We start from the raw sequence: 13,205 nt of genomic DNA on the forward strand, positions 1-13,205 counted from the left end.
CATGTCCGCCAAGCCGCGCATCCTGTTAGTCGACGACGATCCGATGGTCCGCCTGCTGGTCAGGCAAATGTTGCAAGCCGACGGCTACGAACTGATCGAAACCGACAACGGCCGGGCCGGGCTGGAACAATTTATCGCCTCGGAGCCGGATTTGGTTCTACTGGACGTGATGATGCCGGAGATGGATGGTTTCAGTTGTTTACAAGGCATGCGCGCCGCCAGCGACAAAAGGGTACCCATTGTCATGATGACGGCTATCGAGGATACGCAAGCGGTGGAAGACGCCTTTCGGCTGGGGGCCACCGACTTTATCGGCAAACCCATCCAATGGCCGCTGTTGCCGCATCGAATCAGCTATGTGCTGCGCTCGCACCGCACTACACAACGTCTTATAGAGCAACAAACGCTACTCAAGCAAAGCGAGCAACGCTTTCGGGATTTGGTGGAAAGTATCGGTAACGAATACTTCCTGTATTCCCACAATACCGAGCGTATTTTTACTTACCTAGGTCCTTCGGTAGAGCATATCCTCGGCTACAAACCCGACGAACTACATTGCGACTGCTTCGATATCGCGACCAACAACCCGATCAATCGGCTTGCCAGAACCTACACCGAGCAATGTCTGGCGGGCATCAAGCCACCCAACTACGAAGTGGAAGTGCGCAGCAAGGATGGCAGTCTGCGTGTGCTCAGCCTCAATGAGTCGCCTATGCTCGACGACCACGGCCGGGTGGTTGCGGTGAACGGCCTAGCGCACGACATCACCGAAATGCGCAGCACACAGCAAGCCCTTGCCGATAGCGAGGAACGCTTGCGGCTGTCCATGCAAGCAGCCAAACAAGGTTTTTATGACATCAATCCGCAAACCGGGGCCATGATCATCAACGCCGAATATGCCAGCATGCTCGGCTACAACCCCGCCTGTTTCGACATCAATATCGACAGTTGGATCATGCGCTTGCATCCTGATGACCGGCAGCGCGTTTCCGACGCTTACCAGCTGTACATCGCCGGGGAACTGGCAGAATATCGCCTGGAATACCGGCAGCGTTGTGCCGACGACAGTTGGAAATGGGTTTTATCGATAGGCAGTATCGTCGAGCGCGATGCCAATCATCAGCCAGTGCGCATGCTGGGCACCCACACCGACATCACCGACAGCAAAACCGCAGCCGAACGCCTGAATTTGCTGGCCAAAGTGTTCGAAAACAGCGGCGAGGCCATTTTCCTGTGCGATCCGGATACCCGCATCGTGTCCAGCAACCAGGCCTACACAACGATTACCGGTTACAGAGCCGAAGAAGTGTTGCAGCAAACACCCTCAATTCTCGATGCGCGTCATCTTGACCTCAACCACTATCAACGCATCTGGCAGGCCTTGCGCGAAAACGGCTACTGGCAAGGCGAAATTTGGGATACCCGCAAAAACGGCGAATCTTATCCCGCTTGGCTGGGTATTTCCGCGATGTATAACACCCATGGCCTCATCAGCCATTACATCGGCATTTTTTCGGACATTACCGAGCGCAAGGCCGCCGAAGCCCAAATCGAATATCTGGCGCGTCACGATCCGCTCACCAACCTGCCCAATCGCACCTTGTTGCGCGACCGTTTCGACCAGGCCATGGCCCATGCCGTGCGTAACAACACGCTGGTCGGTTTGCTGTTTCTGGACCTGGATCATTTTAAAAATATTAACGATACGATGGGACACGACGTCGGCGACCGCTTGCTGCAAGGCATTGCGGAGCGACTGGTGCAATGCGTGCGTGAGGTGGACACGGTTTGCCGGCAAGGCGGCGATGAATTCATCATTATCCTCACCGATATTCCCGACATTGATGCTATCACGCAAATTGTGCTGAAAATTCTCGATCAACTGACACAACCTTTTGTCATCGAAGGCGTCACGCTTTGCACCTCCTTCAGCATAGGCGTCAGTTTGTATCCCAATGACGGCCTGAATTTTCACGGTTTACTCAACAAAGCCGACACGGCAATGTATTCGGCAAAAAACGAAGGCCGCAATACCTTCCGCTTCTTTTCCAACGATATGAACCTGGCTTCAATCGAGCGGATGAATATCGAGAACGGCCTGCGCATGGCTTTGAAGCGCAAAGAACTTCGCTTGCACTATCAGCCGCAATATTCCATACAAAACAACACGGTGATCGGTGCGGAAGCCTTGCTGCGTTGGCAACCGGAAAACAGCCCGATGATCCCGCCGGCCAAGTTCATTCCTATCGCCGAAGACAACGGCATGATCGTCCCGATAGGCGACTGGGTATTACGCGAAGCCTGTAAGCAAAATAAACTTTGGCACGACGCCGGCATGAAACTGCTGGTTACCGTCAATATCTCCGCCCTACAGTTCAAGCGCGGCAACTTACTGGAATCGGTGCAAAACGCATTGGCTGAATCCGGCCTGGAACCGCATTATTTAGAGTTGGAGTTAACCGAATCGGTCCTGATGTTCGACACCAATGCCGTCATCAATACTATTGCCCAGTTGCGCGCCTTGGGCGTCAGCTTTGCCATCGACGATTTCGGCACCGGTTATTCCTCGCTGAGTTATTTGAAGCGCTTTGCGGTGAACAAACTAAAAATCGATCAATCGTTTATCCGGGATTTAACCTCAGGCAAAGCCGAAGACACCGCTATCGTCAAAGCCATCCTGCAATTGGGCGATACGCTGGGCCTGCTGACCTTGGCCGAAGGTGTTGAAACCAAAGAACAAGCCGAGCAACTGCATCTACTCGGTTGCCGCAAAGCGCAGGGGTTTTATTGGAATCAACCCTTGCCCGCCGACGAATTCGCCCAGCTGTTTACGCCTGGTTAAAATAACTGCCAAACCGGCGCCGCGCCGTCCGGCAAGGCCGCCAGACGCCCCAACTCCAGCCATGGGTTGCCCGGCGCATGAAAATCCGAGCCCATCGATGCATGCAATTGATGTTTGCTGGCATGCAAATAACTTAAGCGGATATCGTCAACGCTGGCCCGGCCTGTCACCACTTCTATGCCCTGCCCGCCTGCCACCTTGAATGCCACCAATGCTTTGTTGATCCATTTGGTACTGAGTTTATAACGCAAGGGATGCGCCAACACCGCCACACCGCCGGCGGCCCGAATCCAGCCGACACAATCGGCCAGACCGGCCCAAACCGTTGGTACATAAGCGGGCTTGCCCTTGCTCAAATAACGATCAAATGCGTCCTGCTGGGTTTCGACCACACCTTGATTAACCAGAAAATCGGCAAAATGCAGGCGAGTGATTTCGCCGTTACCGGCAATTTGCCTTAACGTGGGATAGGCATCGGTTATGCCCTTCTTCGCCAGTTTTTCGGCAATTTTTTGCGCGCGTTGGTCGCGAATCCATTGTTGCTTGGCAATACCTTCGAGTAAGCCCGGATGTTGCGGATCGATATTTAAACCGACGATGTGCAGACAATGGCTTTCAAAACTGGCCGACAGTTCGATGCCGGGAATCAAGCGGATGCCCGCTTGTGCGGCAGCTTCGGTCGCTTCTTGTAAGCCGGCAGTTGTATCGTGATCGGTCAAAGCCAGCGCGGTGACACCCTGCTGTTGGGCGCGCAGCACCAGCTCGGTGGGCGACAACGCGCCGTCGGACGCGGTGGAGTGGCTGTGTAAATCGTATAATTCCGACACTATTGATAATCACCGTAAAGTTTGGCGTACAAGCCGTTTTGTTGAATCAACGCATCGTGTTTGCCTTGTTCGCAAATCTGGCCTTGTTCAAAGACATAGACGTGGTCGGCCTGTTTCACGGCACTGAGCCTATGCGCGATGATGATGGTGGTGCGACCTTCCAGGAAGGTACTCAAGGCTTGGTGTAGTTTATACTCGGTTTCGCTATCCAGCGCCGATGTGGCTTCGTCGAGAATCACCACCGCTGGCTGGCTGACTATCATCCGGGCGACGGCCAGCCGTTGCCGTTGGCCGCCGGATAAGCGCATCCCCTGTCTGCCCACCACGGTATCCAAACCCTGCGGCTGTTCTTCCACGGTCAACTTCATTTGCGCAATCTCCAAGGCTCGCCACAATTCAGCATCCGCAATCTCCCGACCCAAAGTCAGGTTGGCGCGTATCGTATCGTTTAGCAAAGCGGGATGCTGTAAAACGGTCGCGACATGTTCGCGCACCACATCCAAGCCTATCCGGTTCAGCGGCACGCCGTCGAAATAAATCATACCGCTGCCCGGCGGATATAAACCGATTAAGGTTTGCGCCAGCGTCGATTTGCCGCCGCCGCTGGCTCCGACCAATGCGATTTTCTCGCCGGCCGGTATGGTCAGATTAATACCGTTCAGTACCGGTTCGTCCTTGTAACTAAAATGCAGATTCTTGACACTGACCGACACGGTTTTACGCCCGATAAACGGGTTTTGCAAATGCGGATAATACGGTTCGCGCTGCAACAGGGTCAGCTGATTGACGCGGGCCAACGCGGCTTTGGCAGCATAAAAAGACTGCTGAATGCTTAATATCTCCTGCACCGGCGCCATCATGAACCACAGATAACCGAATACCGCCAGCATTTCGCCTATGGTCAGATTGGAATACAACACCATCAGCATCGCTGTTGCGCGGAAAATATCGAAGCCAAATAGAAAGGTCAAAAAGCTCAAACGCACCGTCGCATCGCTTTTCCAGGCATAAATGGTCGAATGATTTTTTACCGCCAGCGCGCTGCCGATTAACTGTCGGCAATAGTGCTCCTCGCGGTTGCTGGCGCGGATTTGATGAATCGCCTCCAGGGTTTCGCTCAAAGCTTGCTGGAATATCGCGTAAGCTTTGTTTTCATTGGCTTTGAGTTCCTTCACCCTGGAACCAACAGCCCGGGCCAAATAAATCACCAACGGGTTCAAAAAGATAATGAATAAACCCAATTGCCAGTGCATCCACAATAGAATCAAGGCCGTGCCGAACACGGTCAGGACTGCCACCAACAATTTACTGATCGTGGTGCCGATGAAATTATCCAACGTGTCCAAATCGGTCACCATGTGCGAACTGACCGTGCCGCTGCCCAGGCTTTCATACTCGGACATCGAGATGTGTTGCAAATGTTTCACCAAACTTTCACGAATCCGAAAAATCACATCCTTGGCAATATTGGAAAACTGCCGAGTCTGCATAATGTTTAGCACCAAGGCGAACAAGCGCAACAGCAAGCTAAGCAGCAAAATAATGGCAATGTAAATCGCAGGTTGCTGCCACTCGCCGGGTAGCCACGGATTGAGGCTGTTCAGCACCACGCCCGGATGGTTCAGCAAAACCTCGTCCACCAATAAAGGCATCAATAAGGGGACCGGTACGCTGGCAACCGTTGCCAATATGGCGACCAAATGCCCGTTGATCAGTTGTTTTTTATGCTGCTTAGCGATGCTGTAAATGTACTGCCAGGAATATTCGGCTTGCGCCGCGCGATGTGTGGTTTTCAAGGTAATGAAACAAATTCGATGAAGTTTAACGATTATAATGGCCCGACCCACTTTGCAAAAACTTCTTGCTCAGTGTTTAGTCTCGGCTGTCGTGGAAATTGATATGCATGTTATCCCGTGTTTTTTAATGCTTGCCGCTCTGACCGGCGTTTTGCCGAACAGTGCCCGGGCGGATGAAATCTCTTTAGCCAGCCAACGTCAGCAATTTTTGCGCGCCGAGCAAGCGCTTAACCAGAATCGCGATGCCGAATATTTCGCACTCGCTTCAAGTCTAAAAGGCTACCCGCTGTATCCTTATCTGCAATACCAATGGCTAAAAAATCATTTAGATGCCGATGCCGACATCAAACAGTTTTTAAACGACCACGCCAACAGCCGTTACGCGGCCGGGCTCCGGCAAAAGTGGTTGCTGGCTTTGGGTAAAAAGCAGCAGTGGCTGGTGCTGGTGAATTATTACCAAGGCAGTGACGATCCTGAGCTGCAATGCTACGCCGGACTGGCTCAATTTCAAACCGGACAAGCCTTGGAAGCATTCAATCAGGCCCGCGCCTTATGGCTAAACGGTAAGACGCACCCGAATAACTGCGATGCCTTGTTCGACGTTTATAAAGCATCGCCGTACTTTAATAAGGAACTGATCAACCAACGATTTCACGCCGCCCTCAAGCGCGACAATCAAAGCCTGGCAAGCTACTTGACCCGATTTTTCAGCGACGCGGAACTCAATCTTGCCAATACCTGGTTAAAACTACACAGGCAGCCTGAGAGCGTTGCGTCGGAGTCTGGCTGGCGAGACTACCCCGAACACGCCGGCGAGTTGTTTGCACACGCGATTGACCGCTGGCTGGAGAGCAATGTCGAAACGGCCATGACGACTTGGGACAGTAATAAATCGCAAATCGCCATTACGCCGGCAACCGCGGCTTTTATCGAAAAACGCATCGCTGTCGCCTTGGCCTTGAAACACGACAGTCGCGCTTACACCCGCTTGTCGCAACTGGAAAACAGAGACGAATCGGCCCGGGAATGGCGAGTCAGAGCCGCGCTAAATACGCAGAACTGGCAAGACGTCACTACTGCCATTGCCGGCCTTCACGACGACGAAAAATCTCAGGAAAAATGGCAGTATTGGCAAGCCCGCGGCTTGGCGGAGACGTCCCAGCCAGCAGCAGCCAATGCCTTGTTTCAACAGTTGGCAAAGAATCGCAGTTTTTACGGTTTTCTGGCGGCCGGCAAATTGAGGCAAGCGATTGAACTGGTAGACAGACCTTTGACGGTATCGAGCAGCGACCTTGAGGCTTTACAAAATCGACCGGATTTCCAGGTGTTTTCCGAACTACTCGCAATCGACAGAAAACCGGAAGCCAAACGCCAATGGTGGTACGCAGTAGCCAAACTCGATAGTCGCCAGCTACCCGTCGCCGCAAAACTGGCCCAACAAGCCAATTGTCCGGCATTGGCAATTGCCACTATCGCCAAGGCTAATCAATGGGATGACGTCAATCTGCGCTTTCCACTGGTATATGTTCAGGCAATCCAAAGCAACGCCGCCGCGCAACAATTGGATCCGGGTTTAATTTTGGGTTTGATCCGCCAGGAAAGCGCGTTCGATGAATTGGCCGACTCGCCGGCCGGCGCTAAAGGTTTGATGCAGATCATGCCGAACACCGGCCGGCAAATTGCTGCGGAATTGCGCGATAGTTGGGATAGCGATTACAGCCTGTTTAAACCGGAACTCAATGTCAAATACGGCGCGTTTTATTTCAAAAAACTCTTGCGCCAATTCAATGGTCACGTCGCACTGGCAACGGCCGCCTATAACGCCGGTGCCAATAAAGTTAAGCGCTGGCTACCGGAAAACCGGGCTTTGCCGGCCGACATCTGGATCGAAAACATACCTTATAAAGAGACTCGGGGTTATGTCGCGTCGGTGTTGATGTATAGCTTGATCTACCAGCAGCGCCTGCAACGCGACAGCTTAAAGATCGACGATCTAATGCGCGAGGTCATGCCCGGCTAAAAATTGAGCTGATTTTTTAAGCCGATTATTAGATAATGCCGCAGTTTTTGAACCCACCAACCAGGTAAAAATCAAGATGGAGAAGCAGCACAGTTTCACGCGCGAAGAATTATTAATGTCCGGCCGAGGTGAATTATACGGTCCGACCAACGCGCAGCTACCGCTTCCCAATATGCTGATGATGGACCGCATCGTCCATATTTCCGATGAAGGCGGCAAATACGGCAAAGGCGAAATCATCGCCGAGTTGGATATTACTCCAGAATTATGGTTTTTTGATTGCCACTTTCAAGGCGACCCGGTCATGCCAGGCTGTCTGGGTTTGGACGCGATGTGGCAATTGGTCGGTTTCTATTTATGCTGGCTGGGCGGCCCCGGCAAAGGCCGCGCACTAGGTTGCGGCGAAGTGAAATTCACTGGCCAGGTGCTGCCGACAGCCAAAAAAGTCACTTATAAAATCGACTTGAAGCGTGTGATTCTGCGTAAATTGGTCATGGGCATCGCCGATGCGACGATGGAAGTCGATGGCAAACAAATCTACGAAGCGACCGATTTACGAGTCGGCTTGTTCACTTCCACTCAAGATTTCTAAGGAAACCATCATGAAACGCGTCGTTGTAACAGGTTTAGGGATAGTTTCCAGCATCGGCAACAACCGGGACGAAGTCGTCGATTCTTTGCGCACTGGCCGTTCCGGGATCGTTCACGCACCGGTCTATGCCGAGATGGGCTTTCGTAGCCATGTACACGGCCCGGTTAATATTGATCTGGATGAAGCGATAGACCGTAAAGTTAAACGCTTTATGGGCGACGGTGCCGCATACAACTACTTGGCGATGGAGCAAGCTATTACCGACTCCGGCCTGGAAGAATCGCAAGTTTCCAATATCCGCACCGGCTTAGTGATGGGCTCCGGCGGACCGTCAACGTCCAATTTAGTCGATTCCGCTGACATTCTGCGTTCCAAAGGCGTGAAAAAAGTCGGCCCTTACATGGTGACGCGCGCCATGTCCAGCACCAATACCGCCTGTCTTGCCACACCGTTCAAAATCAAAGGCGTCAATTACTCCATCAGCTCCGCTTGCGCCACCAGCGCCCACTGCATTGGCCACGCCATGGAATTGATTCAATTGGGCAAGCAAGACATCGTGTTCGCCGGCGGCGGTGAAGAACTACACTGGACTATGTCAGTGATGTTCGATGCGATGGGTGCCTTATCATCAAAATATAACGACACGCCAGAAACGGCCTCACGGCCTTACGACGAAACCCGCGACGGCTTCGTCATTTCCGGCGGCGGCGGCGTGTTAGTCATCGAAGAACTGGAACACGCCAAAGCGCGCGGGGCAAAAATCTATGCCGAGCTGGTCGGCTACGGCGCCACCTCCGATGGCTACGACATGGTACAACCGTCCGGCGAAGGCGCAGTGCGCTGCATGCAACAGGCCTTGGCTACCGTCACCGATAAAGTTGACTATATCAACGCGCACGGCACCAGCACGCCGGTGGGCGATACCCGCGAATTGGAAGCGATGCGCGAAGTGTTTGGTGCCGACGGCGTACCGGCAGTCAGCTCGACTAAATCTTTAACCGGACATGCCTTGGGTGCGGCCGGCGTCAACGAAGCCATTTATTCCTTGCTGATGATGCAGGAAAACTTCTTGAGCGCATCCGCCAATATCAATCAGCTCGACCCCGGCGCGGCCGGCATTCCTATCGTTAGAGAATATCGCGATAACGTCACGCTGAACACCATCATGTCCAACAGCTTTGGCTTTGGCGGCACCAACGCCACGCTGATTTTCCAACGCTATAACGGCTAACTTTGGCGCGGCTGCAATTTTGGTTTCAGCCGCCCTTCCCCGCACCCATGTCAGATCCAGAACACAAATCCCGCACCCAGTTTAACAAGCTGCAAAAACGCCTGAGACGTTGCGTTGGCGAAGCCATCGCCGACTTCAATATGATAGAACCCGATGACAAGGTCATGGTCTGTCTGTCCGGCGGCAAAGACTCTTACACCATGCTGGACATTCTGCTGAACTTGCAGAAAACCGCGCCGATTAATTTCGAGATTATTGCCGTCAATCTGGATCAAAAGCAGCCGGGCTTTCCGGAACACGTGCTGCCGGAATATTTGCAATCGATAGGCGTGCCCTACCACATCATCGAGCACGACACTTACAGTATCGTCAAACGCATTATCCCGGAAGGCCAAACCACCTGTAGCCTCTGTTCGCGGCTACGTCGCGGCACGCTTTACGGATTTGCCAAGGAACATAAGATCACCAAAATCGCCCTAGGCCATCACCGCGACGACATTATCGAGACTTTCTTCCTGAACATGTTTTACGCCGGCAAACTAAAAGCCATGCCGCCGAAACTGCTCAGCGACGATAAGCAAAACATCGTCATACGTCCGCTGTCTTATTGCCGGGAAAAAGACATCAACCGCTTCGCGGCTTTCAAGCAATTCCCCATCATCCCCTGCAATCTGTGCGGTTCTCAAGAAAACCTGCAGCGCAAGGCGATGAAGCAAATGCTGAACGGTTGGGACAAACAATTTCCTGGCCGTATCGAGACCATTTTCGCCAGCCTGCAAAACATCGCACCTTCGCAAATGGCCGACGCCAGCTTGTTCGATTTTGCCGGCCTGCGCCGCGACCTCGACGCAAGTCTGCCGCGTGTCGTCTCGGACGAAGCCGGACTAGATATCCTAGAGCGCTAACCAGGAAATACAACGATGACACACACCATCTTAGTGACGGGCGGTGCCGGCTATATCGGTAGCCATACCTGCGTAGAACTGCTGAATAACGGTTTCGAGGTCATCGTTGTCGATAACCTAAGTAACAGCAAAATTGAGTCGCTGAAACGTATCGAAACCATTACCGGACACAAACCCGGTTTCTATCAAGCCGACATTACCGACCCAGCAGCGCTGCGCGAGATTTTCAATGCGCATAAAATCGATGCGGTGGTTCATTTTGCCGGCCTGAAAGCCGTCGGCGAATCTTGCCAACAACCCTTAAGCTATTACCGTAACAACATCTACGGCACCCAAGTGTTGCTGGAAACGATGAATGAGTTCTCGGTAAAAAGATTGGTATTCAGCTCGTCCGCCACCGTTTACGGCGATCCGCACAGCGTACCGATCTTGGAAAGCTTTCCGTTGCAAGCCACCAATCCTTATGGCCGCACCAAACTGTTTATCGAGGAAATCCTGCGCGATGTCAGCAATGCCGACAGCCTGAACGGCAACAGCCAGCCCTGGCAATTTGCAATACTGCGTTATTTCAACCCGATCGGCGCGCACATTAGCGGTTTGATCGGCGAAGATCCGAACGGCATCCCCAATAATCTAATGCCGTTTTTATCGCAAGTTGCCATCGGCAAATTGCCCGTCCTGTCGGTGTTCGGCAACGACTACCCCACCAAGGACGGTACCGGCGTGCGCGATTACATTCATGTCGTCGATCTGGCGCAAGGCCATATCAAAGCCTTGCAATACCTGCTTGGTAAATCGGCCGATACCGCGATTTGCGACGCGGTTAATTTAGGAACCGGCAACGGCTACAGCGTGTTGGACATGGTCAATACCTTCATTGAAGTGACGGGCCAAGCGGTACCTTACAAAATCGCACCGCGCAGAGCCGGCGACGTTGCGGCCTGCTACGCTGATCCGAGCTTGGCTGAAGCAAAAATAGGTTGGAAAGCCGAGCGGGATTTAAAACAAATGATGACCGACACTTGGCGCTGGCAGAAGAACAATCCCAGCGGTTACCACTAAGCAGGCTCCGTAACCAACACCAAACCGCCATTCTCGATACGGTTTCTGCCTTTGCGTTTGGCTTCGTACAAGGCAGCATCGGCGGTTTGCACCAATTGCAACGCAATGTCGGCGACAAGCTTTTTCTGCGACCGGCTTGGTTGGTAAGTCGCCACACCAATCGAAATAGTCACCGGAATCGCTTGGTCGCCATATTCCACCTGCAAATTAGCAATACTCAAACGAATCCGCTCGGCAATTTCCGAGGCCGTATTTCCATCGCTTTGCGACAATAAGGCCACGAATTCCTCGCCGCCGTAACGCGCCAGCACATCGTTATTGCGCAGCAATTTCTTGATGATGCCGGCCACGACAGCCAACACATGATCGCCGGCCTGGTGTCCAAAACCGTCGTTGATGCGTTTGAAAAAATCAATATCCAGAAATAGACAGGACAAAGGTTCGCGATTGCGTTGACTGCGATCCAGCTCTTCCTCTATACGCTGCTCCAAAAATCGCCGATTGTTCACGCCAGTCAAGGGATCGACCAAACTGGTGCGCCGCATGGTTTCGACGTTTAAATTGTTTTCCAGGCAAATACTGATGACCGAGGCGATGTGCTCTACAAAATCGGTCGCCATGCCTTGCATGAAACGCTCGTTATGATAGCTGCCCAGATTCAACGAGCCCAAATACCGATCCCGGCGAATCAGCGGCGCAATCACCACCGACGCCGGTTTTTGTTGATTGGATTCGGAGAAAAACTTCTCGCAAATCGTGGTTTGATAGCTCCCCAGAAACGGCTGGTCGGACAGACCAAAACTATGCCGCAATTGCCATTCGCTAGTTGCTAAAAATAGCCCTTCCCGGTCCCGAAAATTATAATTATCCACTTCCAGATAACCGGCGATTTCATTTTTCGGGTCGATCAAACACAAACTGATCACGTCCAACTGGAACAAGGCCTTGGCTTCACCGAGAATGAACTCTATCATCTCCGCCAACGAACTAAGCCCCAGTAAACGCATTTCAAAGCTTTGCAATCGTTTCAAGGTCAAGCTGTTGTGTTGGACGCGGTTGAGCATACCGTCCAAATGACTTTCCAACACCCGCAGATCTGTTGTTATATCCTGTTCCAAGCTCGGCCCCACCCGCTTAATCGAGGTGATAAGACTAGCAGTTTTCGCAGAAAAAGTGTGTAGTTGTAGGCACTTCCAGCGCTCATCTTCCGTCCATTCTGATTGTAAATAAATCAGGCATTTCACCTATTAAAACGGCATATGCCATACCTAGCCGCCAGGTGCCATGTCATTTTGTCTTTCAAAATCAACACACTTGCTTATTGGTTCAAATATTGCTGTAGATCGGTTCTATCGGGTTCCAAGCACGTCAAACACGTCTTAGCTATGAACAGCCTCGCCTTCAACATCGACGATTTATTTTTGAGCCATCGCGATTCGTTGATTCACACTATTTTCGGCATCGTCGGCTGCCCGCAAACCGCCGAAGACTTGGCGCATGAAGCTTACATAAAAATGCTGCACGCCCTGGAAAACCAAGACATTAGTTACCCGCGGCCGTTTCTGTACCAAATCGCAAAAAACCTGGCGCTGGATCATCTGCGTAAAGAGCGTATTCGCCAACGCGCCGACGACTCAAAAACAGGTGATACGGACGACGATATATCACTGCTGGACAATTTGCCGGACGATACTCCGACGCCCGAGCAGCAAGCGTCCGACCAACAAGAACTGGCATTGATGCTGGCAGCGCTTGAGCAATTACCCGAACGGCGCAGGCAAATTCTGGTGTTGCACAAATTTCACCATTGGAATTACGAGCGGATCGCCACCTATTACGGCATATCGCGCAGCGCGGTAGAGAAGAATGTACAGGCAGCTCTAGCTCATTTATTAGTCAGCCGGCAAGACTATCCACTACCTTAGGCCAT

Annotated in this window: 10 protein-coding genes; 7 read left to right on the forward strand and 3 right to left on the reverse strand. The window is 52.4% G+C overall.

The window, feature by feature from the left end; genetic code table 11:
• The first annotated feature begins 1 nt into the window (after window position 1).
• A complete protein-coding gene (locus EBB_RS22000) occupies window positions 2-2,842 on the forward strand; it encodes an EAL domain-containing protein (RefSeq protein ID WP_192395817.1) in 2,841 nt (946 codons plus the stop codon).
• On the opposite strand, the gene EBB_RS22005 is transcribed toward EBB_RS22000, so the two are convergent.
• Window positions 2,839-3,669 carry a PHP domain-containing protein gene (locus EBB_RS22005; RefSeq protein ID WP_192395818.1) on the reverse strand — a complete coding sequence of 277 codons (831 nt, stop codon included), beginning with the start codon at window positions 3,667-3,669 and terminating at the stop codon, window positions 2,839-2,841. The two genes, EBB_RS22000 and EBB_RS22005, sit on opposite strands and share 4 nt — an antisense overlap.
• Window positions 3,669-5,465 carry an ABC transporter ATP-binding protein gene (locus tag EBB_RS22010; RefSeq protein ID WP_192395819.1) on the reverse strand — a complete coding sequence of 599 codons (1,797 nt, stop codon included), beginning with the start codon at window positions 5,463-5,465 and terminating at the stop codon, window positions 3,669-3,671. Before EBB_RS22010 ends, EBB_RS22005 begins: the two co-directional genes overlap by 1 nt.
• Before the next feature lie 127 nt (window positions 5,466-5,592).
• Between EBB_RS22010 and EBB_RS22015 the strand changes: the two genes are divergently transcribed.
• From EBB_RS22015 to galE, 5 genes are all read left to right on the forward strand, one after another.
• Window positions 5,593-7,485, forward strand: a complete 1,893-nt coding sequence (locus EBB_RS22015; RefSeq protein WP_225587706.1) for a transglycosylase SLT domain-containing protein — start codon at window positions 5,593-5,595, stop codon at window positions 7,483-7,485.
• Between the two features lie 76 nt (window positions 7,486-7,561).
• Complete coding sequence (gene fabA / locus EBB_RS22020; protein ID WP_033156420.1) at window positions 7,562-8,077, forward strand: 3-hydroxyacyl-[acyl-carrier-protein] dehydratase FabA; 516 nt, start codon at window positions 7,562-7,564, stop codon at window positions 8,075-8,077.
• Window positions 8,078-8,087: 10 nt separating this feature from the next.
• Window positions 8,088-9,308: a beta-ketoacyl-ACP synthase I gene (gene fabB, locus EBB_RS22025; protein WP_192395821.1), complete on the forward strand. Its 1,221-nt coding sequence runs from the start codon at window positions 8,088-8,090 to the stop codon at window positions 9,306-9,308.
• 47 nt (window positions 9,309-9,355) lie between these two features.
• Window positions 9,356-10,213: a tRNA 2-thiocytidine(32) synthetase TtcA gene (gene ttcA / locus EBB_RS22030; RefSeq protein ID WP_192395822.1), complete on the forward strand. Its 858-nt coding sequence runs from the start codon at window positions 9,356-9,358 to the stop codon at window positions 10,211-10,213.
• 15 nt (window positions 10,214-10,228) lie between these two features.
• Window positions 10,229-11,275, forward strand: a complete 1,047-nt coding sequence (gene galE / locus EBB_RS22035; protein WP_192395823.1) for a UDP-glucose 4-epimerase GalE — start codon at window positions 10,229-10,231, stop codon at window positions 11,273-11,275.
• Here galE and EBB_RS22040 read toward each other — a convergent pair.
• Window positions 11,272-12,393, reverse strand: a complete 1,122-nt coding sequence (locus tag EBB_RS22040; RefSeq protein WP_192395824.1) for a sensor domain-containing diguanylate cyclase — start codon at window positions 12,391-12,393, stop codon at window positions 11,272-11,274. The genes galE and EBB_RS22040 overlap by 4 nt on opposite strands.
• A gap of 267 nt (window positions 12,394-12,660) precedes the next feature.
• On the opposite strand from EBB_RS22040, the gene EBB_RS22045 reads away from it, so the two are divergent.
• A complete protein-coding gene (locus EBB_RS22045; RefSeq protein WP_192395825.1) occupies window positions 12,661-13,200 on the forward strand; it encodes an RNA polymerase sigma factor in 540 nt (179 codons plus the stop codon).
• Window positions 13,201-13,205 lie beyond the last annotated feature (5 nt).

It is taken from the genome of Methylomonas fluvii, from assembly GCF_014850975.1.
GTDB classification, from domain to species: domain Bacteria; phylum Pseudomonadota; class Gammaproteobacteria; order Methylococcales; family Methylomonadaceae; genus Methylomonas; species Methylomonas fluvii.

Excerpts from the sequence above, each read along its gene's own strand:
- EBB_RS22000 (WP_192395817.1), top strand. The coding sequence starts at position 2 with ATGTCCGCCAAGCCGCGCATCCTGTTAGTCGACGACGATCCGATGGTC.
- fabB (WP_192395821.1), top strand. The coding sequence starts at position 8,088 with ATGAAACGCGTCGTTGTAACAGGTTTAGGGATAGTTTCCAGCATCGGC.
- fabA (WP_033156420.1), top strand. The coding sequence starts at position 7,562 with ATGGAGAAGCAGCACAGTTTCACGCGCGAAGAATTATTAATGTCCGGC.
- EBB_RS22015 (WP_225587706.1), top strand. The coding sequence starts at position 5,593 with ATGCTTGCCGCTCTGACCGGCGTTTTGCCGAACAGTGCCCGGGCGGAT.
- galE (WP_192395823.1), top strand. The coding sequence starts at position 10,229 with ATGACACACACCATCTTAGTGACGGGCGGTGCCGGCTATATCGGTAGC.
- ttcA (WP_192395822.1), top strand. The coding sequence starts at position 9,356 with ATGTCAGATCCAGAACACAAATCCCGCACCCAGTTTAACAAGCTGCAA.
- EBB_RS22045 (WP_192395825.1), top strand. The coding sequence starts at position 12,661 with ATGAACAGCCTCGCCTTCAACATCGACGATTTATTTTTGAGCCATCGC.